The sequence below is a fragment of the Isoptericola jiangsuensis genome, from assembly GCF_048320105.1.
Lineage (GTDB): Bacteria > Actinomycetota > Actinomycetes > Actinomycetales > Cellulomonadaceae > Isoptericola > Isoptericola jiangsuensis_A.
This window is the reverse complement of the sequence record NZ_CP182942.1, coordinates 1,094,354-1,118,029: the sequence shown is the minus strand read 5'-3', so window position 1 is coordinate 1,118,029 and position 23,676 is coordinate 1,094,354. Positions and strand designations below refer to the sequence as shown.

Genomic DNA, 23,676 nt, shown 5'->3' with positions numbered 1-23,676 from the left:
CCTGCAGGAATCTGGTGACGGGCGCCGCTGACGGGGCCCCGATCGTCTCCGTGGCGCACGCTACGCTCGACGGTGTGCTGATCCGTGAGCGGGAGGCGGCCGACCTCCATCGGCTCGTCGAGATCCTGCGGACCACCCACCTGCGCGACGCGTACCCGTTCCGTCCGGAGGCCGCTGCTCCCGGCTGGCTGGTGCGCCACTCGGGGCCGTCGTGGGTCCTGACCGTCGACGACGTCGTCGTCGGGCACGTCGCGCTCGACCGGTCGGACCCGCAGAGGGGTGCGGAGATCGTCCGCTACTTCCTGGCACCGCAGGCGCGCGGGACCGGTGGGGCGTCGATGCTGTTGCGGCACGCGCTCCACCACGCCATTCCCGACGGGCGGGACCCGTGGCTCGTCGTGATGCCGCACAACGTCGCGGCGATCGCGGTGTACGAGAGTGCGGGATTCGTGCCCGACGGCGAGGGCGGCTGGACCGACCCCGACGGGACCTGGCACAGGGTGCTCCGGTACCGGTTCTCCGGACCGGTGGAGGGTCAGGGTGTGGTTGACGCCCCGAGCGCCCCGAGCGCCCCGAGCGCAGGTGGCAGGCCGCCTGCCGGCGCGGGTCCAGGTCAGGTGGCGGGACGGACCGGATAGCCTCGTCCGCATGTCTCGTTCCACGAACCTCCTGGCCGGCAGCCTCGCTGCGACGCTCACGGTGACGGGAGCCCTGCACCTCGCGCGCCCCGAGGTGTTCGAGGGGCTCGTCCCCGAGGCGCTGGGTTCTCCGCGTGCGTGGGTGTACGGCAGCGGGGTCGCCGAGCTGGCGTGCGCGGCGGCGGTGGCGGTCCCGGCGACCCGCCGGGTCGGTGGGATGGCGGCGGCCGCGCTGTTCGTCGGGGTGTTCCCGGGCAACGTGAAGATGGCCCTCGACTCGCACGCGGGTGCGCGGCACTGGTCGCGCAAGCGGTCCGTCGCGTGGGGCCGGCTGCCGCTGCAGGTGCCGCTGGTGGCCTGGGCGTGGAAGGTCGCGCGCACGGCGTAGCCGCGCCGCCGCCCCCAGGTCCGGTGCTCCGGGCAAGGGGGTTCGTCCACAGGCTGTGGAAAGTCGCAGCGGGTGGTCGCGAGCCGTCACTACGGTCGCGCTCATGAGACAGCGACCACGCACCGACCTGCCCGCCCACCTGCTGCTCCTGGTCGCCCTGACCCTGGGCGGGTGCTCGTCGCCGGCGGACGGCGGGACGTCCGGCGGTTCGTCGGCGGTCCAGGTCGGTGGACCTTCGCCCGAGGCCGTGCCCGCCACGACGCCGGAGCAGGCGGTGCTGGACTTCTTCGCGGCGTACGACCAGGTCGTGTTCACCGGGGACACCAGCCACTGGACCGAGCTCTCCTCACCCGACTGCACGTACTGCCTCGAGGTGGCCGACGCCGCCAGGGTGTACGCCGTCGTCCTCGGTGCCCAGGGCAGGGACAGCGACGTGCTCGTCGAACGCGGCTACACCGGGTTCGAGGTGACGATCCTGTCCAGCAGCGGCCCCACCGAGGACGACCGGGACACCGCGACGGTGGACGTCGAGATGGAGCTGGTCCTCAGCGACGGCGTCGGCGGCACGGACCTGGACACCGGCGGTCTGCGACGGGCCAGGGTGTTCATGGCGCGCACCGACGGCCGGTGGATCGTGCAGGACGTCACCGCGGTGCCCGCGACGGAGGCCGGATCGGGGAGCGGGGCGGGCGGCGACGCGACGAGCGCCGACGTCGACGAGGTCGACGCCGCCGCCGCGCTGGAGGACTACCTCGAACGGGAGCGGCAGGTCGCCGTCACCGGCGACACCACGGCGGTCGAGGAGATGACGGATCCGGAGTGCGCGGCGTGCCGAGACAGGGTCCGGCTCGCCCAGGACGCCGTGGCGGCCGGTATGGAGCTGTCCGGGGGCGAGTGCACCGTCGCGCTGGAGCGCCGGATCCCCACGGCCGACGTCCTCGGCCCGCCCGGACCGGGGAAGCGGCCGTTCACGAGCAGTTCTTCATCCTCATGACCACCGTCGAGCGCGCCGAGGTGACGGTCCGCACGCACGACGGCGTCCAGGAGATCCCCCCGGGGTCCTTCACGCTGAGGGCGACCCTGTGGCACGACGGGTCCCGGTGGTACGTCGTGACCCTCGCCGAGTCGACGTGAGGGCGCGCAGCCCTGCCGGGTCGGTACACCCGGGGCCGCGTCTCAGGGCTCCTCAGGGTTGGTCGAACACCAGCACCGGGCGGCCCGTGCGCGGGTGGCGCAGCACCGTGGTGCGCACGCGGTAGACCGGGTCGATCACCTCGGGCACCAGCACCTCGTCGACCGGCCCCGCGGCCACCACGTGCCCCGCCGGACCGGGGGCGAGCACGACGGCGTGGTCGCACGTCGCCGCGGCGAGCGACAGGTCGTGCAGGGCGGTCAGCACGGTGACGCCGTCGGCGGCGAGCTCGCGCACCAGGCGCATGGTGGACAGCTGGGCCGCGACGTCGAGGTGGTTGGTCGGCTCGTCCAGCAGGAGCAGTCTCGGCTGCTGGGCGAGCGCGCGCGCCATGTGCACCCGTTGTCGTTCACCTCCGGAGAGCGTGGCGATCTCGCGCGAGGCCAGGTCGGCCGCCCCGACACGTTCCAGGGCGGACCGGGCCAGGGCCCCGTCGGCCGTGGTCGGTCCGGCCAGCATCGAGCGGTGCGGGGTCCGCCCGAGGAGCACGGCGTCGAGCACGGTGACGGGCAGCTCGCTGGTGGCGTCCTGCTCGACGAACGCCACCTGCCGGGCGCGCCGCCGGCGGTCCATGGTCAGCAGGTCGGCGCCGACGAGGCTCACCCGGCCGCCGTCGGGTCGTTGCACCCCGGCGACGAGGCGCAGCAACGTCGACTTCCCGGTGCCGTTGGGGCCGAGCAGGCCGGTGACGGCGCCGGCCGGGGCCGTCACGTCGACGTCGTCCAGCACGAGGCGACCCTCCACCGACCAGCGGACCCGTTCGGCGCTCAGCGTGGCCGGCGGTCCGGGCGTGGCGACGGGGTCGACGGCGGCAGTGGTGCGCGACGGGATCGACGTCATCCCCGGGCCCTGCCCTTCCAGAGCAGGGCCGCGAACACCGGGGCCCCGATGGCGGCGGTGACGATCCCCACGGGCAGCTCGCGCGGGGCGAACACCGTCCGCGCCAAGGTGTCCGCCCAGACCAGGAACGTCGCCCCGCACAGCATCGACAGGGGCAGCAGCGCGCGGTGGCGCGCACCGACGACCAGCCGCACCGCGTGCGGCAGGATCAGGCCGACGAACCCGATCGCCCCCGACTGCGAGACGAGTGCGCCGGTCAGCAGCGCCACCACGATCAGCAGGCCCCAGCGCACCCGGGCCACCGGTACGCCCAGCGCCGCCGCGGCGGTGTCGCCGAAGGTGAACGCGTCCAGCACCGAGCCGGTGGTGGCCAGCAGCGTGCCCAGGACCAGGGTGGCTCCGCCCGCCACCAGCACCGACGTCCAGGTCGCGCCCGCCACGGACCCGAGCATCCACGACAGGATCTCGCGGTACTGGTCGCCCTGGGCGGACCAGAAGATGACGAAGCTGGTCGCGGCGGCCGCGAGCTGGGAGACCGCCAGCCCCGCCAGGACGGTGCGGGCGGGTGACAGCCCGCCCGCACCGCGGCCGGCCGCCGACGCGAGCGCCAGGGTCGTGACCAGCGCCGCCGTCGCCCCGACGAACGCCGCCACCGGCAGCACGGCGAGCCACCCGAGCACCAGCACGCACACCGCACCCAGCGACGCCCCGGAGCTCAGGCCGAGCAGGTACGGGTCGGCCAGCGGGTTGCGCGTGAGCGACTGCATGACGACGCCGCACACCGCCAGACCCGCGCCCACGGCGGCCGCGGTGAGCACACGGGGCAGGCGCAGCTGCCACACGATGCCGTCGTCGAGCCGGTCCGGCGTCGCCAGCCCGAGCAGGTCGCCGAGCCCGAGGCGGGTCGCCACGACCTGGGCGACGTCCGACGGCGTCAGCCCGGCCGGTCCGATCGTCACCGCCACGACGACGCTCGCCAGGAGTGCCGCCGTCGTCCCCGCCACCCAGGCCAGCACGCGACCGCGCGACAAGGTCGCCGGTCGGGTGCCGGCCGGCGACGGGGAGAGGCGCTCACTCATCGAGGTCGAGATCTCCGAGCTGTCGGGAGAGGTCTGCGGCCGCCTCGACGTTGCGCACCCCGGCCTCCGTGGCAGGGAACGGCACCACGAGGAACCGCCCCTCGCGCACGGCCGTCAGCTCGGCGGTGGCGGCGTTCTCCTGCAGGGCCTGGATCTTGCTGCCCGCCGTGTTCCACGCGGCGTCCACCAGGACGATGACGTCGGGGTCGGCGTCGACGACCTCCTCCCACGACATGGAGGTCCACGTGTCCTCGACGTCCGCGGCGACGTTCTGCAGGCCGACGGCGTCCAGGATCATCTGCGGGGCACCGATCCCGGCACCCACGTAAGGGATGTCGCTACCCGAGGAGTACCACAGGGCACTGAGCCCGCGGTCGTCGGCGGTGACGTCGTTGAGCAGCGCGCGCTGGTCGGCCACGAGGTCGGCCGCGGCGTCGGGGACGTCGAAGACGGTGCCCACCTCGGTGATCTCGTCGAACACGGCGTCGAAGGTCAGGGGATCGGGCATGTAGGCCGGGTCCTTGCAGGCGGCCGGGGCGACGTAGGTGTTCACGCCCAGGGAGGTCAGGGTCTCGCGGTCCCCGATCCCGTCGGCCGACACGTTGGACTCCCAGCCGGCGTAGACCAGGTCGGGCTCGAGCTCGAGGGTCGCCTCCGTGCCCGGCACCTCGTCGCTGAACGGCTCGGCCACCGCGGTGCCGGCGGCGTCGTCCGTCAACCAGCCCGGCACCTCGCCGTCCAGGAACGCGGCGCCCACGATCCGGTCGCCCAGGCCGAGCGCCAGCAGGGTCTCCGCGGTGGAGGACTTCACGGTCACGACGCGCTGCGGCGCGGACTCGAACGTGACCTCGGCGCCGCAGTTGTCGAGGGTCAGGGGGTAGGTCGTGCCGGACGCCGCGCCCGACGGGGCGGATCCGGCCGCCGGGGTGTCGGCGCTGCACGCGGCCAGGACCGCGGTGGCGGCGAGGGCGCCGACAGCGGCGAGGGTGCGGGCGGGCAGGGTGGTGCGGTGCGCTCGAGGCACGTGCGGGACTCCTGTGGGCAGGGGTGGTCAGGGGCGGGGCGCGTCATCTCGCACCAGCCGGACCTGCGGCCCAGAGCAGGGGCCGCACCGACGGGCGATTACCGGGGCCCGTGGTCCGCGTACGTCCAGCCTAGTACCGCCCGGCCTCTCGGGATGGCAGGGTAGGCCCATGAGCAGAGAGCACCGTGGTGGCGGCTGGGCGGCGTTGGCAGGAATCGTGGCGGCCGGCGCGGGGCTCGCGCTGGCCGAGCTGGTGGCCGCGATCGTCGACCCGGCGTCCTCACCCGTGCTCGCGCTGGGCGGCGTCGTGGTCGACAACGTCCCCCCGGCCCTGAAGGACTTCGCCGTCGAGTGGTTCGGCACCGCCGACAAGCTCGTCCTGCTGTCCACGATGGGTGTGGTCCTCGCGGCCGGTGCGGCGCTCTCCGGATGGCTGGAGCTGCGTCGTGCGCCGTTCGGCCAGGTGCTGCTCGGCGCGGTGGGTCTGGTGCTGGCCGTGATCTCCGCCACCCGCCCCGGCGCGACCTGGCTGTGGGCACTGCCCGCGGTGGTCGGAGTCGGTGTCGCCGTCGTCCTGCTGCGGCTGCTGGTCGCACGGATCCCGGCACCGGGCGGTTCTGTGACGGGCGAACCGGTGACGCCTGACGGCGACACCCCGCAGACCTCCGGCGCGTCGCGCCGGACCTTCCTGGCGTGGACCGGCGGCACGGCCGCCGCCGGTGTGCTCGCCCTGGTGGCGTCGCGGGCTCTCGCCGCGGGCAGCCGCGCCGTCGGCGTCGTGCGCGAGGCGATCCGGTTGCCGTCGCCGGCCGTCGCGGCCGACCCGGTGCCGGCGGGCGCGGACCTGGGCGTCCCCGACGCCGAGCCGTACGTGACGCCCAACGACGACTTCTACCGGATCGACACCGCGCTGCGTGTCCCGCAGGTCGATCCGGCGTCCTGGTCGCTGCGGGTGACCGGGCTGGTCGACGAACCGTTCGAGATTTCCTGGGACGAGCTGCTCGAGCTGCCCATGACCGAGCACCACGTCACCCTGACGTGCGTGTCGAACGAGGTCGGTGGCGATCTCATCGGCAACGCCCTGTGGCTCGGGTACCCGCTGCGCGAGCTGCTGGCCCGCGCGCGCCCGCAGGACGGTGCCGACATGGTGCTGTCGTCGTCGGTGGACGGGTGGACGGCCGGCACCCCGCTGGAGGTCCTCACCGACCCTGACCGGGAGTGCCTGCTGGCCGTGGGCATGAACGGTGAGCCGCTGCCCGAGCAGCACGGGTTCCCCGCCCGGCTCGTGGTGCCGGGGCTGTACGGGTACGTCTCGGCCACCAAGTGGGTCACCGAGCTCAAGGTCACCCGGTTCGCCGACGACGAGGGCTACTGGACCCCGCGCGGCTGGTCCGAGCTCGGCCCGATCAAGCTCCAGTCCCGCATCGACGTGCCGCGCTCCGGCGCGTCCGTCACGGCGGGGGAGGTCGTCGTCGCGGGCGTCGCCTGGGCGCAGCACACCGGGATCGAGGCGGTCGAGGTCAGCGTGGACGGCGGGGAGTGGCAGGCCGCCGAGATCGCCGAGACCGTGGGGCCCGACACGTGGCGCCAGTGGCGCTTCATGTGGGACGCGCCGGCCGGACGGCACGAGGTCGCCGTGCGCGCGACGGACGCCGACGGCCAGGTCCAGACCGACCAGACCGCCCCGCCCGCCCCGGACGGCGCCTCCGGCTGGCACACCATCGAGGTGGAGGTCGGCTGACCTCACCGGCCCGCGGCTGCGCTGGGCCACCCGGCCTGTCGGCGCCGTGCCGCAGGGTCAGGTGCGTGCCGCCACGGCCAGGCGTGCACCGAGGGCCACGAGCACGCCGCCCGTGACCCGGTCGACCCACCGCACGGCGTCCGAGCGGCGCAGCCGTGGCCCCAGCGACCCGGCGACCAGGACCACGCCGGTCAGCCACGCCGACCCCAGGATGCAGTGCGCCAGCGCCAGCAGGGCACCCATCGCGAGCGGGTTCACGCCGTCGGGCACGAACTGCGGGATCGTCGCGACGTAGAACACGCCGACCTTCGGGTTCAGGAGGTTCGTGACCAGGCCGGTGGCGAAGTCCCGGCGACGGCCCCCGACCGGCAGCGGCACCACGTCGGGGGTCGCGGCCGGCACGGTCCGGAACGAGGACCACAGCATCGACGCCCCGAGCCACACCAGGTAGACGGCCCCGACGACGGTGAGCACGCGGTAGGCGGTCTGGCTCGCCGCCAGCAGCGCCGCCGCACCGGCCGCCGCCGTGACGCCCCAGACCAGGATGCCCACCTGGATGCCGCAGAGCGCGGCGACGCCGTGCGAGCGCGAACGTGACACCGTGCTGCGCAGCACCAGCGCCGTGTCGAGCCCGGGCACCACGGTGAGGAGCCCGGCCACCACGGCGAACGCCAGCACTGCCTCGAGGATCGTCACGGTGTCACGGTAGCGGCCGCGCCCCGACGGCGAGCGCGACCGCGGCGGCGACCGCGTCGAGGTCGTCCCGCAGCATGCCGACCGTTAGGCGCACGTGGCCCAGCCCCGGCGGGGCCACGTCGCGGCGCGCCCGGAACGGCGACCCCGGGGCGGCCCGCACGCCGGCGGCCTCCAGCCGCACCAGGGCGGTGGCCTCGTCGGGCACCGGCAGCCACAGGTTGACGCCGTCACCGGGCGCCACGTCCAGCCCGTGGGTCGCCAGCGCCGCGGCGAACCCGCGCTGACGCGCGTAGTAGAGACGCCGGGCGTGCTCGACGGCGGCCACCGCGTCGGAGTCGGTGAGCAGGTCCACCAGCACGCGCTGCAGCAGGCGGCTCGTCCAGCCAGGACCGAGCATGCGCCGTGCCACCAGCGGGTCGAGCACCGTGGCCGGCCCGCCGACGGCGGCGATCCGCAGGTCCGGCCCGTGCGACTTGGAGAACGAGCGCACGTGCACGACGCCGTCGGGCAGGTAGGTGCCGAGGCTGACGTCGCGCGCCGAGGCGATCTGGCCGGAGTGGTCGTCCTCGACGACGACCACGGGCGAGGCGTGGCGCCGCACGAGGCGCGCGAGCTCGCGCGCCCGCGTCGAGGTCAGGCTGCGCCCGGTCGGGTTCTGCGCGCGGGGCTGCACGACGACGGCCCGCACGTCGCCGGCGAGGGCGGCGGCGAGCGAGGCGGGCCGCACCCCGTGGGCGTCGAGCTCGAGCGGCACCCGCTCCATCCCGAGCTGGTCGAGCAGGTCGAACAACGGCGGGAACCCGGGGTCCTCCACGGCGACGCGGTCCCCGAAGCCCGCCACCTGCTCGAGCGTGCGTCCGATCGCGTCCAGGGCGCCGTCCACCACGCTCAGGCGCTGCGGGGGAACGGCCACGAGGTGCGCAGCAGCGACTCCAGCTCGGGGACCAGCGGTGTCTGCAGGTAGCTGGCCGTGTCCGCCGCGGGGACGAAGCGGGCGGCGCGCGCGAGCGCGGGGCCGAGCCGGGGGAGCAGCTCGGCGTCCGGGGTGCCCCCGGACAGGTCCACGCGCGGGGCGTGGGCCGGGCGCCCGGCGTCCGTGCCGCCGTCAGCCATCGACCGGTACCGCGGCGGGAGCCAGCCGCGCGGCTCCGGCAGCACGAAGGTCCCCGCCCGTCCGCGCGAGACGACCAGGCCGACGGCCGACAGCGCCTGGAACGCCCCGGACACCGTCGCCGGGCTGACCCCCATCGCAGCGGCCAGGTCGCGGACCGTGGGCAGCCGGTCCCCGGGCCGCACCTCTCCCGAGCGCACGAGGCGGGCCAGTGCCGCGGCGATGCCGCGCGGGCTGCGGTCGGTGATCTCGGCGGTGCGGGCGACGACGTCGACCCGGTGCTCGGGGTGCTCCACGCCCCCATGGTGCGCGCCCTCGGGCGTGCCGGGGCGCGGGGGACGCCGTCGTTACCGGGACGTGCCCGAACCGACCCGGGACCGGAAAGGAACGGTTACGCCACAGAAATGTTCACGCCGCAGAGTCACATTCATCGCCCCTCCGTGGCAGGTCAGCAGGCCACGGACGATCAGCCGGAGGTACTGCATGTCCGTCGTACGCGTCGCGTTCACCCAGGCTCGCTGGACCGGCGACAAGGAGTCGATGATCGCCCTGCACGAGCACTGGACCCGCGAGGCCGCCTCCCAGGGCGCGCAGCTCGTCGCCTTCCAGGAGCTGTTCTACGGGCCGTACTTCGGCATCACGCAGGACACCGCCTACTACGACTACGCCGAGTCGGTGCCCGGCCCCACCGTCGACCGGTTCGCGGCGCTCGCGGCCGAGCTCGGCGTCGTCATGGTGCTGCCCGTCTACGAGGAGGAGCAGCCCGGGGTGCTCTACAACACCGCCGCGGTGGTGGACGCCGACGGCACCTACCTCGGCAAGTACCGCAAGCACCACATCCCGCACCTGCCGAAGTTCTGGGAGAAGTTCTACTTCCGGCCCGGCAACCTGGGCTACCCCGTCTTCGAGACCGCCGTCGGCAAGATCGGCGTGAACATCTGCTACGACCGGCACTTCCCCGAGGGATGGCGCAACCTCGCGCTGAACGGCGCCGAGATCGTCCTCAACCCCAACGCCACCGCACCCGGGGTCTCGAACCGGCTGTGGGAGATCGAGCAGCCGGCCGCGGCCGCCGCCAACGGGTACTTCGTCGTGGCCAACAACCGGGTCGGCAGCGAGGACAACGAGTACGGCGACGAGGCCGTGACCTTCTACGGCAGCTCCTACGCCGTCGGCCCCGACGGCAACTACGTGGGCGAGGTCGCCAGCTCCACCGACGACGAGCTCGTGCTGCGCGACCTCGACCTCGCTCAGATCCGCGAGGTGCGTCAGCGCTGGCAGTTCTTCCGCGACCGCCGCCCGGACGCCTACGGCCCGATCGTCGCCCCGTGAGGCCGACATCGACCGTCACCCCGTCCGTGCCAGGTCCACCCGGACCCCGAAGGGAGCACCCATGATCACCCTCATCACCGGCGGCACCGTGGTCAACGCCTCGGGCCGCACCCGCGCCGACGTGCTCATCGACGGCGAGAAGGTCGTCGCCCTGCTCGAACCCGGCCAGACGACGCTCGGCGTCGACCTGGCGGGCGTCGCCGACACCGTGATCGACGCGGCCGGCAAGTACGTGGTCCCCGGCGGGATCGACGCCCACACCCACATGGAGATGCCGTTCGGCGGCACGTTCGCCTCCGACACGTTCGCCACCGGCACGACGGCGGCCGCGTGGGGCGGCACCACGACGATCATCGACTTCGTGGTCCAGTACCCCGACCAGGACGTGCTCGAGCAGTACGCGCTGTGGCAGGACAAGGCCGCCGGCAGCTGCGCCGTCGACTACGGGTTCCACCAGATCCTGTCCGACGTCCAGGAGTCGTCCCTGCACGCCATGGACGAGCTCATCGACGAGGGCGTCACCAGCTTCAAGCTCTTCATGGCCTACCAGGGCGTGTTCCTCTCGGACGACGGCCAGATCCTGCGGGCCATGCAGAAGGCCGCCGACAACGGCGCGATGATGATGATGCACGCCGAGAACGGCGCCGTCATCGACGTGCTCGTGCAGCAGGCGCTCGCCGCCGGCCGCACCTCGCCCTACCACCACGGCACCACCCGCCCCTGGCAGGCGGAGGCCGAGGCGACCGGCCGGGCCATCATGCTCGCCGACCTCACCGGGGCGCCCCTGTACGTCGTGCACGTCTCGGCCAAGCAGGCCGTCGAGCAGATCGCCCTCGCCCGGGACCGTGGCCAGAACGTCTTCGGGGAGACCTGCCCGCAGTACCTCTACCTCTCCCTGGAGGAGCAGCTCGGCGCGAGCAGCGAGCAGTGGGGCGACTTCGAGGGCGCCAAGTGGGTCTGCTCCACGCCGCTGCGCTCGCGGGCGGAGGGTCACCAGGACCACATGTGGCAGGCCCTGCGCACCAACGACCTGCAGCTCGTCTCCACCGACCACTGTCCCTTCTGCATGAAGGACCAGAAGGAGATGGGGGTCGGGGACTTCTCCAAGATCCCCAACGGCATCGGGTCGGTCGAGCACCGCATGGACCTCATGTACCAGGGGGTCGTCACCGGGCAGATCAGCCTCGAGCGGTGGGTCGAGATCACGTCCGTCACCCCCGCGCGGATGTTCGGCATGTACGGGCGCAAGGGTGTGATCGCGCCCGGGGCGGACGCCGACGTCGTGGTCTACGACCCGGCCGGCCGCACCAGCATCGGCGTGGGCAAGACCCACCACATGAACATGGACTACTCCGCCTGGGAGGGGTTCGAGGTCGACGGGAAGGTCGACACGGTGCTCTCCCGCGGCAAGGTCCTCGTCGCCGACGACACGTTCGTCGGCGAGGTCGGCCACGGCCGCTACGTCAAGCGTGACCTGTCCCAGTACCTGGTCTGAGGAGGACCCCATGGACTTCGGCGTCGTCCTGCAGACCGACCCGCCCGCCTCGCGCGTCGTGGAGCTCACCCGTCAGGCCGAGACCCACGGTTTCGACTACGCGTGGACCTTCGACTCGCACCTGCTGTGGCAGGAGCCCTTCGTCGTCTACTCCGCCATGCTGGCCGCGACCCGCAAGATCGTCGTCGGGCCGATGGTGACCAACCCGGCCACCCGCGACTGGACCGTGCTGGCCTCGATGTTCGCGACCCTCAACGAGATGTACGGCAACCGCACGATCTGCGGGATCGGGCGCGGCGACTCCGCGGTGCGCACCCTCAACGGGCGCCCGTCGAACCTCGCCACCCTGCGCGACGCGGTCCACGTGGTGCGCGAGCTAGCCAACTCGCGGTCGGTCGAGCTGAACGACCGCACCGTCCGCTTCCCCTGGAGCACCGGCTCCGAGCTCGACGTGTGGGTCGCGGCCTACGGGCCGAAGGCGCTCGAGCTCACCGGGCAGGTGGGCGACGGGTTCATCCTGCAGCTCGCCGACCCGGACATCGCCGCCTGGATGATCCGCGCGGTGCGCGACTCGGCCGAGGCCGCGGGGCGCGACCCCGACGAGGTGACCTTCTGCGTGGCGGCGCCCGCCTACACCGGTGACGGCGACTCGCCGGCCGCCCGGGCGCACATGCGCGAGCAGTGCCGCTGGTTCGGCGGGATGGTCGGCAACCACGTGGCGGACATCGTGGCGCGGTACGGCACCGACTCGGCGATCCCCAAGGCGCTGACCGACTACGTCCGTGACCGCGAGGGGTACGACTACAACGAGCACGGCCGGGCGGGGAACTCGCACACGACGTTCGTGCCCGACGAGATCGTGGAGCGCTTCTGCGTGCTCGGCTCACCGCGGGAGCACGTCGCCAAGCTCGGGGCGCTGCGCGACCTGGGCGTGCAGCAGTTCGCCGTCTACCTGCAGCACGACAACAAGGACGACACCCTGCGCACGTACGGCGAGCGGGTCATCCCGGCGATGCGCGAGGCCGTGGTGGCGAGCGCATGAGACGCCAGGTGCTGCTGGGTGCGGCCGGCGTCGTCGTCCTCGGGCTCGCCTGGGAGACGTACAAGGCGCTGGCGCCCGACGACGGCGTGGTGGTGGCGGGCGTGACCGTGCTGCCCCGCTCGAACGACGTCGCCATGCCGCACCTGTGGGACATGGTGGCGCGCGCCCTGGAGCCCGTCACCGCGGCCGACGGCGCGCCGCCGCTGTGGTTCGCCGTCGCCCAGGCCGCCCTGTTCACCCTCGGGGTCGCCGCCGTCGGCTGGCTGCTCGGGGTGGTGGTGGGACTGGCCACGGCCACCCTCATGCAGCGGTTCCGCACCGCCGAGGCGGCCCTGCTGCCCTGGGTGGTGCTGAGCCAGACCGTGCCGCTCATCGCCCTCGCGCCGCTGGTGCGGCGCTGGGGCAGCCAGCTCGAGATTGGCGGGTTCGACTGGCAGGACTGGATGTCGGTGGCCGTCATCGCCTCCTACCTCGCGTTCTTCCCCGTGTCGGTCGGCGCGCTGCGCGGCCTGTCCTCGCCGGACGCCGTGCACCTCGACCTGCTGCGCTCCTACGGCGTCGGCTGGTGGCGCACCTACCGCACGCTGCGCCTGCCGGCCGCCGTCGGGCACCTGCTGCCCGCCCTGCGGCTGGCCGCGGCCAGCGCGGTCGTCGGCGCCGTCGTCGCCGAGGTCTCCATCGGCCTGCGCGGCGGCATCGGCCGCATGATCGTCGAGTTCGGCGCCAGCGCGAGCGCCGACCCCGCCAAGCAGTGGTCGCCCATCGCGGGCGCCGTCGCCGTCGGTCTCGTCGCCGCGGGGGCGTGCGCGCTGATCGGGCGCCTTCTCGACCGCTACCGCGTCCCGGAGGCCTCATGAGCATCACCACCACGAACCCCGAGGGCGCGCCGTCCGGCGCGGGGACCGGGCCTGCCGCGGGTCCCGCGCCGGCCGTCGAGGTCCGCTCGGTGAGCCGCCGCTTCACGACCCGCTCCGGCGACGTCGTGGCGCTGTCCGACGTGGACCTGTCGGTGGCCGCGGGGGAGTTCGTCTCGCTGATCGGGCCGTCGGGCTGCGGCAAGTCCACGCTGCTGCGGCTGGTGGCCGACCTGGACACCCCGACGTCGGGCGAGGTCGCCGTGTTCGGCCGACCGCCCCGCGTGGCGCGCCAGAACCACGACTTCGGGATCGCGTTCCAGCAGGCGGGCCTGCTGCCGTGGCGCAGCGTGCGGGCGAACGTCGAGCTCCCGCTGGAGCTGCACGGCACCGGCCGGGCCGCACGCCGTGCCCGCGCCACCGAGCTGCTCGAGCTCGTCGGGCTCGCCGACTTCGCCGGGCACCGGCCCGACCAGCTCTCCGGGGGCATGCAGCAGCGCGTCGCGATCGCCCGCGCGCTGGCCGAGAGCCCGAGCCTGCTCCTCATGGACGAACCCTTCGGGGCGCTCGACGAGATGACGCGCGAGCACGTCCAGACCGAGCTGCTGCGCCTGCGGGCGGAGTCCGGCGCGGCCGTCGTGTTCGTCACGCACTCCATCCCCGAGGCGGTGTACCTCTCCGACCGGGTGGTGGTCATGTCGGCCCGCCCCGGCCGGGTGCGCGAGATCGTGCCCGTGGCCCTCGGGGCGGCGGACCAGCGGGCGGCGGACCTGCGCGAGGACGACGCGTTCTTCGACCGGGTGCGCGCGGTCCGCGAGGCGCTGCACGGCACCGACGGCGCCCCCGGGCGCGGGACGGACCTGCGGTGAGGGGCTCGGCCGGCCGGATCACCACGGTCGTCGCGCCGGTCCTGCTCGGCGTGCTCGCGCTCGCCGCGTGGCAGGCGCTCGTCGTCGGTCTGGAGCTGCGCCCGTTCGTGGTGCCCAGCCCGCTCAGCATCGCCACCGAGGTCGCCGAGCACGCAGACGTCATCGCCGCGGCGGCGCTGTCCACCGCGACCAACGCGCTGGTCGGCCTCGTCGTCGGCGTCGCCCTGGCCCTGGTGGCTGCGGCCGTCGCGGCGTCCGTGCGGGTGCTCGACGAGATGTTCTCCCCGCTCGTGGCCGCCGCGGCCGTGGTGCCCGTCGTGGCGCTCGCCCCGGTGCTCTACACGATGTTCGGGGCGAACGCCCAGACCGCTCGCGTCATCGTGGCGGCGATCGTGTCCTTCGTGCCCGTCTACGTCAACACGCTGCGCGGCCTGCGCACCGTCGCCCCCGTGCACCGCGACCTGATGCGGGTCCTGGCGGCGACGCGGCGCCAGGCGACCCGGGTGGTCACCCTGCCCGGTGCGCTGCCGTTCTTCTTCAGCGGCCTGCGCATCGCGTCGTCGGTGGCGGTCATCTCGGCGCTCGTCGCCGAGTACTTCGGCGGGCCGGTGGACGGGCTGGGCAAGGCCATCACCTCGGCCGTGTCCTCCAGCAACTACCCCCTGGCCTGGGCCTATGTCGTCGGTGCCGTCGGCATCGGGCTCGTCTTCTTCGCCGCCACCGCCGCGCTCGAGCGCGGCGTGCTGCACCGCAGGTCCCACCGCTAGCGCGTCGCCCACGGCGGCGCGCGTCCCGAACAGGTCTGACCCACGAGAGGAACGGAACATGAACCACGCACGGCGCACCACCCTCGGCATCGGAGCGACTGCCACGGCAGCCCTCGTCCTGGCGGGATGTGCGAGCGAGGCCGACACGGCCGACGCCGGCGGCGACGACGCGTTGACACCCGTGACCCTGCAGCTGCAGTGGGTCGCGCAGGCGCAGTTCGCCGGCTACTACGCGGCCGTCGACCAGGGCTACTACGCCGACGCGGGCCTGGACGTCACGATCGCCGAGGCCGGGACGGACACCGTCCCGATCGACGTCCTGGCGGCCGGTGACGCCGACTACGCGATCTCCTGGGTGCCGAAGGTCCTCGGCTCCATCGAGCAGGGCACCGAGGTGACCAACGTCGCCCAGGTGTTCGAGCGGTCGGGCACCCTGCAGATCGCGATGGCCGACTCCCAGATCAGCGGACCGGAGGACCTGGCGGGCAAGAACGTCGGCTCCTGGGGCTACGGCAACGAGTGGGAGCTGTTCGCCGGCATGCAGGCCGCGGGCCTCGACACCACCGAGGACATCTCCCTGGTCCAGCAGGCGTTCGACATGAACGGGTTCCTCGCGGGGGACATCGACGCCGCCCAGGCCATGACCTACAACGAGTACGCGCAGGTGCTCGAGACGGTGAACCCCGACACCGGTGAGCTCTACCAGCCCGACGAGCTCGTCGTCATCGACTGGAACGAGGCCGGCACCGCCATGCTCCAGGACGCCATCTGGGCCGACACCGCCCGCCTGGCCGACGACGAGGAGTACGCCGAGACCACGGTGGACTTCATCAAGGCGTCCCTGCAGGGCTGGGCCTACGTGCGCGACAACCCCGAGGAGGCCGCCGACATCGTCACCGCCGCCGGGTCCACCCTCGGCGCGAGCCACCAGCTCTGGCAGGCCAACGAGGTGAACAAGCTCATCTGGCCGTCCACCTCCGGCGTCGGCACCATCAACGCCGACCAGTGGGACCAGACGGTCCGGATCGCGATGGACACCCGCAACGAGACCGGCTCGACGATCATCACCACCGAGCCGCCGGAGACGGCCTACACCAACGAGTACGTCGAGGAGGCCCTCGCCGAGCTCACCGAGGACGGTGTCGACGTCATGGGCGAGGAGTTCGCGCCCGTCGAGGTCACCCTCAACGAGGGCGGCGCCTGACAGACCCCGGGCGGGCACAGCGAACCCCCCCGGCGCCGCGCCCGCCCGGTACCTCCCGACGGCGAGAACCGTCGAACCCCCACCCCCACGCGGAAGGACCCCGATGACCCTCAGCGAGCCACCGACCGGCGCGGCGCTCGACGCCGCCGTCCTGGAGGCCGACCACCGCGACGTGATGCACTCGTGGTCCGCCCAGGCGCACCTGCCGTCGTTCGTCCTCGCCGGCGGGTCGGGGAGCCGGGTCTGGGACCACGCCGGCACCACGTGGCTGGACTTCTCCAGCCAGCTCGTCAACACCAACATCGGCCACCAGCACCCGGCCGTGGTGGAGGCGATCAAGGCCCAGGCCGACGTCCTGACGACCGTCTCGCCGGCCACGGCCAACCGGACGCGGGCCGCCGCGGCCGAGCGGATCCTGGCCCGGGCCCCCGGGTCGTTCGCCAAGGTGTTCTTCACCAACGGCGGCGCCGACGCGAACGAGAACGCCCTGCGCATGGCCCGGCTGCACACCGGGCGCGACAAGGTGGTCTCCGCCTACCGGTCGTACCACGGCAACACCGGCTCCTCCGTGGTCGCCACGGGGGACTGGCGCCGCGTGCCCAACGAGTACGCCCGCGGCCACGTCCACGTGTTCGGCCCGTACCTGTACCGTTCGGAGTTCTGGGCGACGACGCCGGCCGAGGAGTGCGAACGCGCCCTGCACCACCTGGAGCGGGTCATCCGGTGCGAGGGGCCGGAGTCCGTCGCCGCCGTCCTGCTCGAGACCGTCCCCGGCACCGCCGGGGTCCTCGTGCCGCCGCCCGGCTACCTCGCGGGGGTGCGGGAGATCTGCGACCGGCACGGCATCGTGCTCGTGCTCGACGAGGTCATGGCGGGCTTCGGGCGGACCGGGTCCTGGTTCGCGTTCGAGGCGCACGAGGTCGTGCCGGACCTGATCACCTTCGCCAAGGGCGTCAACTCCGGCTACGTGCCCGCCGGTGGCGTGATCGTCAGCGCGCCGATCGCGGCCACCTTCGACGACCGCGTCTTCCCCGGCGGGCTGACCTACTCGGGCCACCCGCTGGCGATGGCGGCGATCGTCGCCACCCTGGACGCCATGGAGACCGACGGCGTCGTCGAGCACGCCGCCCGCATCGGCCGCGACGTGCTCGCCCCGGGGCTCGCCGAGATCGCCGCCCGGAGCCCGCTGGTCGGCGAGGTGCGGGGGACCGGGGTGTTCTGGGCCGTCGAGCTCGTCGCCGACCAGGGCACCCGTGAGCCCCTGCCCGCGGCCGACGTCGCCCGGGTCAAGGCGCTGTGCCTCGGGCGGGGGCTGCTGCCCTTCGTGGCGGAGAACCGGGTGCACGTCGTGCCGCCGTGCGTCGTGACCGACGACGAGGCCCGCGAGGGTCTGGAGATCCTGGCGGGCGTGCTGGGCGACGTCGTGCTCACCTGAGATCCTGTCGTGCCGGCACCTGGACCGGCACCTGAACCAGCAGTTCGACCAGCAGTTCGACCAGCAGCTCGACCAGCACCGAGGAGAACCATGAGCACCACCCCCGAGCCCGCACGCCGCGTCCTGGTCACCGGTGCCTCGTCCGGCATCGGGGCGGCGACCGTGCGCCGGCTGCGTGCCGAGGGTTTCGACGTCGTGGCCGCCGCCCGCCGCCTGGACCGGCTCGAGGCGCTCGCCGCCGAGACGGGCGCCGAGGCGTACGCGCTCGACGTGACCGACCAGGGAGCCGTCGACGACCTGGTGGCCCACCTGGAGGCTTCCGGCGGCCTGGACGGCGTGGTCAACAACGCCGGAGGTGCGTTCGGTCTCGACCCCGTCGAGGACGCCGACGTCGAGCAGTGGCAGCACATGTACGAGCTCAACGTGGTCGGCACGCTGCGCGTCACCCAGGGGGTGCTGCCGCTGCTGCGGGCCGCGGCCGAGCGTCGCGGCGGCGCCGAGGGCGCCGGGGCCGACGTCGTGTTCGTGACCTCGACCGCCGCCCACGGCGCCTACGAGGGCGGCGCCGGGTACACCGCGGCCAAGCACGGGGAGCGGATGCTGTCCACGACGCTGCGCTGGGAGCTCGCGGGCGAGCCGATCCGTGTCGTCGAGGTCGCCCCGGGCGCCGTCGCGACCGAGGAGTTCTCCCTGGTGCGGTTCGACGGCGACGCCGCCAAGGCCGCCGCCGTGTACGAGGGCTACCAGCCCCTGCAGGCCGCCGACGTCGCCGACGTCATCGGGTACGCCCTGACCCGGCCGCCGTACGTCAACATCGACCTGCTGGTCGTGCGGCCGCGTGCGCAGGTGCACAACTCCAAGGTCGCGCGCACGGGCGTCTGAGGTCGGGGCTACCATGGTGGGCACAGGCGTCGACCCGGCCATCACCGGTGAGCCTCCGGAAGAACGGTCCGCCGCCGCAGGTGGCGGGCTCAGTAGAACCGGACGGGTAGGCCCGTCACAGCCGTGAACGAGCGGCAGGTCCAGGAGCACCGGGCCCGCAAGCGGGGTGGTACCGCGGTACCGCCGTCCTCCGGGGCGGTGGCGTCGTCCTCGCACAGCAGTCGACGTCGTACCACCGCCCGCCAGCTCGTCCGCTCAGGAGCCCACCATGGCCTACCCGTTGCACCGCTCGTCCGACCCGTCGTCCGGGAACCACGCCGGCGCCGCCTTCGGCATCGCCGGCGTCCCCGCGTCACCGGACCTGCCGGCCATCGAGAACGGCGTGCTGGACCACTGGGAGGCCGACGACACGTTCCGCGCGTCGGTCGAGAAGAACCCTGCCGGTGAGAACGGCTCCAACGAGTTCGTGTTCTACGACGGTCCGCCGTTCGCCAACGGGCTGCCGCACTACGGCCACCTGCTCACCGGGTACGCCAAGGACGTGGTGCCGCGCTACCAGACGATGCGCGGCAAGCGGGTGGAGCGGCGCTTCGGGTGGGACACGCACGGCCTGCCCGCCGAGCTCGAGGCGATGAGCCAGCTCGGCATCAAGACCAAGGACGAGATCGTCGAGCTCGGCATCGAGAAGTTCAACGAGGCCTGCCGGTCCTCGGTGCTGAGGTACACCGACCAGTGGCGCGAGTACGTCACCCGCCAGGCCCGCTGGGTGGACTTCACCGGCGACTACAAGACCCTCGACACCACCTACATGGAGTCGGTGCTGTGGGGCTTCAAGCAGCTGTACGACAAGGGCCTCGTCTACTCCGACTACCGGGTGCTGCCGTACTGCTGGAACGACCAGACGCCGCTGTCCACGCACGAGCTGCGCATGGACGACGACGTCTACCAGAACCGTCAGGACCCGGCCGTCACCGTGGGGCTCGACGTGCTCACCGCCCCCGCCGACGGCGCGCTGCGCCCCGGGGACAAGCTGCTCGTGTGGACGACGACGCCCTGGACCCTGCCGTCCAACCTGCTGGTGATGGTGGGCGAGGACATCGACTACGTCGTCGTCGAGTCCTCCTTCACCGGCACGTCGCAGCGCTACGTGCTGGCCGAGGCGCGCGTGGCGGCCTTCGCCCGCGAGCTCACGGACGACGGCGCCGACGAGCCGCGCGTCGTCGCGCACCTGACGGGCCGCGACATGTTCGACGCGACCTACCGTCCGCCGTTCTCCTACTACGAGGGCCACGAGCGGGCGCACCGCGTCGTCGGCGCCGACTTCGTCACCACCACGGACGGCACCGGCCTGGTGCACTCGGCCGGCGCGTTCGGCGAGGACGACAAGGTCGTCTGCGACCGCGAGGGCGTGGCGTCCGTGATGCCCGTCAAGGCGGACGGCACGTTCGTGCACCCGGTCGACGAGTACGCCGGGCTGCAGGTGTTCGACGCGAACCTGCCGATCATCGACCACCTCAAGGCAGCGACCCGGGGCGAGGGCGAGGCGGGTTCGGTCACCGCGGGCACCGTGCTGCTGCGGCGTGAGACCTACGACCACTCCTACCCGCACTGCTGGCGCTGCCGCCGGCCGCTGATGTACATGGGCGTGTCCTCGTGGTTCGTGCAGGTCACCAAGATCAAGGAGCGCATGCTCGAGCTCAACCAGGAGATCTCCTGGACGCCCGAGCACATCAAGGACGGCCAGTTCGGCAAGTGGCTCGCCGGGGCCCGCGACTGGTCGATCACGCGCAACCGGTTCTGGGGCTCCCCGGTGCCGGTGTGGACCTCGGACGACCCCACCTACCCGCGCACCGACGTCTACGGCTCGCTCGCGGAGATCGAGCGTGACTTCGGCCGTCTGCCGGTGAACGCCGCCGGGGAGCCGGACCTGCACCGCCCGTTCGTGGACGACCTGACCCGGCCCAACCCCGACGACCCGACGGGCCGCTCCACCATGCGCCGGGTCGAGGACGTCATGGACGTGTGGGTGGACTCCGGGTCGATGCCGTACGCCCAGGTCCACTACCCGTTCGAGAACGCGGACTGGTTCGAGCACCACTTCCCGGGCGACTTCATCGTGGAGTACATCGGCCAGACGCGCGGCTGGTTCTACACGCTGCACGTGCTCGCCACCGCGCTGTTCGACCGTCCGGCGTTCCGCTCGGCCGTGTCGCACGGCATCGTGCTCGGCTCCGACGGGCGCAAGATGAGCAAGTCGCTGCGCAACTACCCGGACGTGCGCGAGGTCTTCGACCGTGACGGCTCCGACGCGATGCGCTGGTTCCTCATGGCCTCGCCCATCCTGCGCGGCGGCAACCTCGTCGTCACCTCGGAGGGTATCCGTGACGCCGTGCGCCAGGTGCTGCTGCCCTTGTGGAGCACCTACTACTTCTTCACCCTGTACGCGAACAGCGCCACCGGTGCCACCGGTGCCACCGGCGCCGACGGGACCGGACAGGGCTACCGGGCGCAGCCCGTCACCGCCGAGCGCGTCCCCGGCCTGCCGGCCCTGGACCGCTACCTGCTGGCCCGCACCCACGACCTCGTCGTGCGCGTGACCGACCAGCTGGACGCCTACGACATCGCCGGGGCGTGCGAGTCGGTGCGCGAGCACCTCGACGTCCTGACCAACTGGTACGTGCGCACCCAGCGTGATCGCTTCTGGGCCGAGGACGCCGACGCGTTCGACACCCTGTACACCGCCCTGGAGACGCTCACCCGGGTCATGGCGCCGCTCGCACCGCTGCTCACCGAGGAGATCTGGCGCGGTCTCACCGGCGGCCGCTCCGTGCACCTGACCGACTGGCCGACGGCGTCGCAGGGATCGTCGTCGGATCCGGCGCTCGTGCCCGACGACGCCCTCGTCGCCGCGATGGACGAGGTGCGTGCCGTGGTGTCCAGCGCGCTCGCGCTGCGCAAGGCCAACCAGCTCCGCGTGCGCCAGCCCCTGGCCCGGCTCACCGTCGCCGTGCCCGACCCGGCGGCGCTGGCGGACTACGTCGGCCTGCTCGCCGGCGAGCTGAACGTCAAGGCCGTGGACCTCGTGGCGGCCGACGCCGAGGCGTCAGCACGGTTCGGCATCACCGAACGCCTCGCCGTCAACGCCCGCGCGGCCGGTCCGCGTCTGGGCCGTGGCGTGCAGGCCGTCATCAGGGCGGCCAAGGCGGGCGCCTGGTCGCGCGACGACGACGGCGCCGTGGTGGTCACCACCGACGACGGTCCGGTGCGGATGCTCGAGACCGAGTACGACCTGACCACGGTGGTGGGCGACGCCGCCGGCGACCAGGTGGCCGTGAGCGTGCTGCCGGGCGGCGGGTTCGTCGTCCTCGACCTGACCCTCGACGCCGCGCTGCTCGCCGAGGGCTACGCCCGCGACGTCGTCCGGGACGTCCAGGACGCGCGCAAGGCCGCAGGCCTGGAGGTGAGCGACCGCATCACGCTGGAGCTCGACGTCCCGGCCGCGCACGTCGCCGACGTCGAGGCGCACCGCGACCTCGTGGTCCGCGAGACGCTGGCCGCCACCCTCGTGGTGACCGGCACCGAGGGTGACGCCCGCGCGGTGCGCGTGGCGAAGGAGGACGCATGAGCGACAAGAAGTCACGCGCCGACGAGCGCGCGGCGGCCCGGGCCGCCGCGGACGACGCCGCCGCCCGCGAGGACCTGGAGCGCGTGTACGCGCACATCGTGTCCCGCGCTCCCGAGCACGACGTCGCGCCGACGATCGACGACCGGGTGGGGCGGCTGCTGGAGCTCCTCGGCGACCCGCAGCGGTCCTTCCGCGTCATCCACCTGACCGGCACGAACGGCAAGTCCTCGACGGCCCGCATGACCGAGCGCCTCGTGCGCGAGCACGGGTTGCGCACCGGCCTGTTCACCTCCCCGCACCTGACCAGCGTCACCGAGCGCATCTGCGTCGACGGCGAGCCGCTGGGCGCCGCACGGTTCGTCGAGGTGTGGCACGACGTCCACCCCTACGTGCAGGTCGTCGACGCCGAGCTGACCGAGGCCGGCAGGTCGCCGCTGCACTTCTTCGAGGTGCTCACCGCGATGGCCTTCGCGGCGTTCGCCGACACCCCCGTCGACGTGGCGGTGCTCGAGGTGGGCATGGGGGGCACCTGGGACTGCACCAACACCGCGGACGCCGACGTCGCGGTCGTCACCCCGATCAGCGTCGACCATGAGCGGTGGCTCGGCTCGACGCCTGCCGAGATCGCCGAGGTCAAGGCCGGGATCATCAAGCCCGGCAGCATCGCCGTCACCGCCGAGCAGCGTCCCGAGGTCGACGAGGTGCTCGCCGAACGGGTGGCGCAGGTCGGCGCGCGGATGCTGCGCGAGGACGTCGAGCTGGAGGTCGTCGACCGCCGCGTCGCCGTCGGAGGCCAGCTCGTGGCGCTGCGCACGCCCGCCGCGACGTACACGGAGATCTTCGTGCCGCTGCACGGCGAGCACCAGGCCCACAACGCCCTGCTGGCGCTCGCGTCCGTCGAGCAGCTGCTCGGGGGCCGGGTGCTCGACGGGGGCGTGGTGGAGACCGCGTTCGCCGACGTGGCGGTGCCGGGCCGACTGGAGCTGGTGCGCTCCAGCCCGACGGTGCTGGTCGACGTCGCCCACAACCCGCACGGTGCGCGGGCCCTCGTGGCGGCGCTCGACGAGGCGTTCACCCTGCGCACCGTCGTCGGCGTGGTGGGGATCATGGCCGACAAGGACGCCGAGGGCATGCTCGCCGAGCTGGAACCGGCCTTCGCGCACGTGGTGCTCACGCGCAGCTCCTCGGACCGTTCCGCGGACCCCATCGACGTGGCCGAGGTGGCGCGCGAGATCTTCGGCGAGGACCGCGTGCACGTGACCGAACGGCTCGACGAGGCGCTGCAGGTCGCCACGAACCTCGCCGAGGCGGACGACGCCGTCGGTGTCGGCACGGGCACGGGAGTGGTGGTGACGGGGTCGGTCGTCACGGTCGCGGACGCGCGGATCCTGCTCGGCCGGGGTTGAGGGCTGCGCCGCGGATGCTGCAGGGTCGGGAACGGGGGTGTTGGATAGGCCCCGTG

Annotated in this window: 22 protein-coding genes; 16 read left to right on the top strand and 6 right to left on the bottom strand. The window is 73.3% G+C overall.

All coding sequences use genetic code 11. The features are described 5' to 3' along the window. The first annotated feature begins 50 nt into the window (after positions 1-50). The 4 genes from ACNHYB_RS05295 (at position 51) to ACNHYB_RS05280 (ending at position 2,160) form a co-directional block, all read left to right on the top strand. Positions 51-638 carry a GNAT family N-acetyltransferase gene (locus ACNHYB_RS05295; RefSeq protein WP_418277358.1) on the top strand — a complete coding sequence of 196 codons (588 nt, stop codon included), beginning with the start codon at positions 51-53 and terminating at the stop codon, positions 636-638. A gap of 10 nt (positions 639-648) precedes the next feature. After that, entirely contained in the window at positions 649-1,026 is a 378-nt protein-coding gene (locus ACNHYB_RS05290; protein WP_418277357.1) for a DoxX family protein, read from the top strand. A gap of 103 nt (positions 1,027-1,129) precedes the next feature. Continuing rightward, on the top strand, positions 1,130-2,020 hold the full coding sequence (locus ACNHYB_RS05285) for a hypothetical protein (protein WP_418277356.1): 891 nt from the start codon (positions 1,130-1,132) through the stop codon (positions 2,018-2,020). Continuing rightward, positions 2,017-2,160 (top strand): hypothetical protein, encoded by a 144-nt coding sequence (locus ACNHYB_RS05280; RefSeq protein ID WP_418277355.1) that lies wholly within the window; start codon positions 2,017-2,019, stop codon positions 2,158-2,160. The genes ACNHYB_RS05285 and ACNHYB_RS05280 overlap by 4 nt, the downstream gene beginning before the upstream one ends. A gap of 52 nt (positions 2,161-2,212) precedes the next feature. Here the strand turns inward: ACNHYB_RS05280 and ACNHYB_RS05275 are convergent, their stop codons facing one another. From ACNHYB_RS05275 to ACNHYB_RS05265, 3 genes are read right to left on the bottom strand one after another with little or no spacing between them, the layout of a single operon-like run. Then, the gene (locus ACNHYB_RS05275; protein WP_418277354.1) at positions 2,213-3,058 is read right to left on the bottom strand and encodes an ABC transporter ATP-binding protein; all 846 of its coding nucleotides are present in this window, start codon (positions 3,056-3,058) and stop codon (positions 2,213-2,215) included. Beyond that, positions 3,055-4,137: a putative F420-0 ABC transporter permease subunit gene (locus ACNHYB_RS05270; RefSeq protein WP_418277353.1), complete on the bottom strand. Its 1,083-nt coding sequence runs from the start codon at positions 4,135-4,137 to the stop codon at positions 3,055-3,057. The genes ACNHYB_RS05275 and ACNHYB_RS05270 overlap by 4 nt, the downstream gene beginning before the upstream one ends. After that, positions 4,130-5,161, bottom strand: coding sequence for a putative F420-0 ABC transporter substrate-binding protein (locus ACNHYB_RS05265; RefSeq protein WP_418277352.1), 1,032 nt, complete (start codon positions 5,159-5,161; stop codon positions 4,130-4,132). The genes ACNHYB_RS05270 and ACNHYB_RS05265 overlap by 8 nt, the downstream gene beginning before the upstream one ends. Positions 5,162-5,330: 169 nt before the next feature. On the opposite strand from ACNHYB_RS05265, the gene ACNHYB_RS05260 reads away from it, so the two are divergent. After that, positions 5,331-6,902: a molybdopterin-dependent oxidoreductase gene (locus tag ACNHYB_RS05260; protein WP_418277351.1), complete on the top strand. Its 1,572-nt coding sequence runs from the start codon at positions 5,331-5,333 to the stop codon at positions 6,900-6,902. A gap of 57 nt (positions 6,903-6,959) precedes the next feature. On the opposite strand, the gene ACNHYB_RS05255 is transcribed toward ACNHYB_RS05260, so the two are convergent. From ACNHYB_RS05255 to ACNHYB_RS05245, 3 genes are read right to left on the bottom strand one after another with little or no spacing between them, the layout of a single operon-like run. Continuing rightward, complete coding sequence (locus tag ACNHYB_RS05255) at positions 6,960-7,598, bottom strand: LysE family translocator (RefSeq protein WP_418277350.1); 639 nt, start codon at positions 7,596-7,598, stop codon at positions 6,960-6,962. A gap of 4 nt (positions 7,599-7,602) precedes the next feature. Then, complete coding sequence (locus ACNHYB_RS05250) at positions 7,603-8,511, bottom strand: aminotransferase class I/II-fold pyridoxal phosphate-dependent enzyme (RefSeq protein ID WP_418277349.1); 909 nt, start codon at positions 8,509-8,511, stop codon at positions 7,603-7,605. Further along, positions 8,487-9,005: a GntR family transcriptional regulator gene (locus ACNHYB_RS05245; RefSeq protein ID WP_418277348.1), complete on the bottom strand. Its 519-nt coding sequence runs from the start codon at positions 9,003-9,005 to the stop codon at positions 8,487-8,489. The genes ACNHYB_RS05250 and ACNHYB_RS05245 overlap by 25 nt, the downstream gene beginning before the upstream one ends. A 187-nt stretch (positions 9,006-9,192) precedes the next feature. Between ACNHYB_RS05245 and ACNHYB_RS05240 the strand changes: the two genes are divergently transcribed. From ACNHYB_RS05240 to ACNHYB_RS05190, 11 genes are all read left to right on the top strand, one after another. Further along, positions 9,193-10,041 carry a nitrilase-related carbon-nitrogen hydrolase gene (locus ACNHYB_RS05240; RefSeq protein WP_418277347.1) on the top strand — a complete coding sequence of 283 codons (849 nt, stop codon included), beginning with the start codon at positions 9,193-9,195 and terminating at the stop codon, positions 10,039-10,041. Positions 10,042-10,102: 61 nt separating this feature from the next. After that, complete coding sequence (hydA, locus tag ACNHYB_RS05235; RefSeq protein ID WP_418277346.1) at positions 10,103-11,536, top strand: dihydropyrimidinase; 1,434 nt, start codon at positions 10,103-10,105, stop codon at positions 11,534-11,536. A 10-nt stretch (positions 11,537-11,546) separates the two neighbouring features. Further along, positions 11,547-12,578, top strand: a complete 1,032-nt coding sequence (locus ACNHYB_RS05230) for a TIGR03842 family LLM class F420-dependent oxidoreductase (protein WP_418277345.1) — start codon at positions 11,547-11,549, stop codon at positions 12,576-12,578. Then, positions 12,575-13,435, top strand: coding sequence for an ABC transporter permease (locus ACNHYB_RS05225; protein ID WP_418277344.1), 861 nt, complete (start codon positions 12,575-12,577; stop codon positions 13,433-13,435). The genes ACNHYB_RS05230 and ACNHYB_RS05225 overlap by 4 nt, the downstream gene beginning before the upstream one ends. After that, positions 13,432-14,301 (top strand): ABC transporter ATP-binding protein, encoded by an 870-nt coding sequence (locus ACNHYB_RS05220; protein WP_418277343.1) that lies wholly within the window; start codon positions 13,432-13,434, stop codon positions 14,299-14,301. The genes ACNHYB_RS05225 and ACNHYB_RS05220 overlap by 4 nt, the downstream gene beginning before the upstream one ends. After that, complete coding sequence (locus ACNHYB_RS05215) at positions 14,298-15,068, top strand: ABC transporter permease (protein ID WP_418277342.1); 771 nt, start codon at positions 14,298-14,300, stop codon at positions 15,066-15,068. Before ACNHYB_RS05220 ends, ACNHYB_RS05215 begins: the two co-directional genes overlap by 4 nt. A gap of 58 nt (positions 15,069-15,126) precedes the next feature. Next, positions 15,127-16,272 (top strand): ABC transporter substrate-binding protein, encoded by a 1,146-nt coding sequence (locus tag ACNHYB_RS05210; RefSeq protein WP_418277340.1) that lies wholly within the window; start codon positions 15,127-15,129, stop codon positions 16,270-16,272. A gap of 103 nt (positions 16,273-16,375) precedes the next feature. Further along, positions 16,376-17,707: an aspartate aminotransferase family protein gene (locus ACNHYB_RS05205; RefSeq protein ID WP_418277339.1), complete on the top strand. Its 1,332-nt coding sequence runs from the start codon at positions 16,376-16,378 to the stop codon at positions 17,705-17,707. Between the two features lie 90 nt (positions 17,708-17,797). Further along, entirely contained in the window at positions 17,798-18,589 is a 792-nt protein-coding gene (locus ACNHYB_RS05200) for an SDR family oxidoreductase (protein WP_418277338.1), read from the top strand. A 268-nt stretch (positions 18,590-18,857) separates the two neighbouring features. Further along, on the top strand, positions 18,858-22,214 hold the full coding sequence (ileS, locus tag ACNHYB_RS05195; protein ID WP_418277337.1) for an isoleucine--tRNA ligase: 3,357 nt from the start codon (positions 18,858-18,860) through the stop codon (positions 22,212-22,214). Continuing rightward, the gene (locus ACNHYB_RS05190; RefSeq protein ID WP_418277336.1) at positions 22,211-23,620 is read left to right on the top strand and encodes a bifunctional folylpolyglutamate synthase/dihydrofolate synthase; all 1,410 of its coding nucleotides are present in this window, start codon (positions 22,211-22,213) and stop codon (positions 23,618-23,620) included. The genes ileS and ACNHYB_RS05190 overlap by 4 nt, the downstream gene beginning before the upstream one ends. Positions 23,621-23,676 lie beyond the last annotated feature (56 nt).

What these genes read in the sequence shown, in the direction of transcription:
- ACNHYB_RS05290 (WP_418277357.1), top strand. Translation starts at nt 649, where the DNA reads ATGTCTCGTTCCACGAACCTCCTGGCCGGCAGCCTCGCTGCGACGCTC.
- ACNHYB_RS05285 (WP_418277356.1), top strand. Translation starts at nt 1,130, where the DNA reads ATGAGACAGCGACCACGCACCGACCTGCCCGCCCACCTGCTGCTCCTG.
- ACNHYB_RS05280 (WP_418277355.1), top strand. Translation starts at nt 2,017, where the DNA reads ATGACCACCGTCGAGCGCGCCGAGGTGACGGTCCGCACGCACGACGGC.
- ACNHYB_RS05275 (WP_418277354.1), bottom strand. Translation starts at nt 3,058, where the DNA reads ATGACGTCGATCCCGTCGCGCACCACTGCCGCCGTCGACCCCGTCGCC.
- ACNHYB_RS05270 (WP_418277353.1), bottom strand. Translation starts at nt 4,137, where the DNA reads ATGAGTGAGCGCCTCTCCCCGTCGCCGGCCGGCACCCGACCGGCGACC.
- ACNHYB_RS05260 (WP_418277351.1), top strand. Translation starts at nt 5,331, where the DNA reads ATGAGCAGAGAGCACCGTGGTGGCGGCTGGGCGGCGTTGGCAGGAATC.
- ACNHYB_RS05240 (WP_418277347.1), top strand. Translation starts at nt 9,193, where the DNA reads ATGTCCGTCGTACGCGTCGCGTTCACCCAGGCTCGCTGGACCGGCGAC.
- hydA (WP_418277346.1), top strand. Translation starts at nt 10,103, where the DNA reads ATGATCACCCTCATCACCGGCGGCACCGTGGTCAACGCCTCGGGCCGC.
- ACNHYB_RS05230 (WP_418277345.1), top strand. Translation starts at nt 11,547, where the DNA reads ATGGACTTCGGCGTCGTCCTGCAGACCGACCCGCCCGCCTCGCGCGTC.
- ACNHYB_RS05225 (WP_418277344.1), top strand. Translation starts at nt 12,575, where the DNA reads ATGAGACGCCAGGTGCTGCTGGGTGCGGCCGGCGTCGTCGTCCTCGGG.
- ACNHYB_RS05220 (WP_418277343.1), top strand. Translation starts at nt 13,432, where the DNA reads ATGAGCATCACCACCACGAACCCCGAGGGCGCGCCGTCCGGCGCGGGG.
- ACNHYB_RS05210 (WP_418277340.1), top strand. Translation starts at nt 15,127, where the DNA reads ATGAACCACGCACGGCGCACCACCCTCGGCATCGGAGCGACTGCCACG.
- ACNHYB_RS05205 (WP_418277339.1), top strand. Translation starts at nt 16,376, where the DNA reads ATGACCCTCAGCGAGCCACCGACCGGCGCGGCGCTCGACGCCGCCGTC.
- ACNHYB_RS05200 (WP_418277338.1), top strand. Translation starts at nt 17,798, where the DNA reads ATGAGCACCACCCCCGAGCCCGCACGCCGCGTCCTGGTCACCGGTGCC.
- ileS (WP_418277337.1), top strand. Translation starts at nt 18,858, where the DNA reads ATGGCCTACCCGTTGCACCGCTCGTCCGACCCGTCGTCCGGGAACCAC.
- ACNHYB_RS05190 (WP_418277336.1), top strand. Translation starts at nt 22,211, where the DNA reads ATGAGCGACAAGAAGTCACGCGCCGACGAGCGCGCGGCGGCCCGGGCC.